Source organism: Mesorhizobium sp. M0217 (assembly GCF_040321955.1).
Taxonomy (GTDB): domain Bacteria; phylum Pseudomonadota; class Alphaproteobacteria; order Rhizobiales; family Rhizobiaceae; genus Mesorhizobium.
This window is the reverse complement of the sequence record NZ_JAMYSN010000073.1, coordinates 1-588: the sequence shown is the minus strand read 5'-3', so window position 1 is coordinate 588 and position 588 is coordinate 1. Positions and strand designations below refer to the sequence as shown.

Below are 588 nucleotides of genomic sequence, written 5' to 3'. Positions count from 1 at the left end.
ACCCTTGTGACGCGGGTCGGCAAGCTCGAGCTGCGGGTTCCGCAGGACCGGGCCGGGCGCTTCTCCACCGAGCTGTTCGAGCGCTACCAGCGTTCCGAGCGGGCCTTGGTGGCGACACTGGCGGAGATGTATGTCCAGGGCGTGTCGACCCGCAAGGTGAAGGCGATCACGGAAGAACTGTGCGGCCATGCCTTCTCGGCCTCGTCGATCTCGGCCATCAACAAGCGGCTGGACGAGAGCCTCGCTGCCTTTGCCAGGCGCCCCCTTCAAGAGCCGTTTCCTTACCTCATCCTCGATGCGCGCTACGAGAAGGTGCGTGAAGCCGGTGTTGTCATGAGCCAGGCGGTGCTGATCGCGGTCGGTATCGACTGGGACGGAAGGCGCCAGATCCTGGCCGTGGAGATGGCCAATCGCGAGAGCCGCTCGGCCTGGAGGGACTTCCTCGTCGGCCTCAAGGCGCGCGGCCTCAAGGGCGTCGAGTTGGTTGTGTCCGACGATCACGCCGGCCTGGTGGCAGCGATCGGCGAGGTGATCCCCGAAGCCGCCTGGCAACGCTGCTACGTGCACTTCCTCAGGAACGCGCTCGAT

Annotated in this window: 1 protein-coding gene; it reads left to right on the top strand. The window is 65.8% G+C overall.

Going from position 1 to position 588, the window contains the following annotated elements; all coding sequences use genetic code 11:
• Nucleotides 1–588: IS256 family transposase (locus tag NKJ18_RS32965; RefSeq protein WP_352761621.1), on the top strand; the 588-nt coding region annotated here is incomplete at both ends.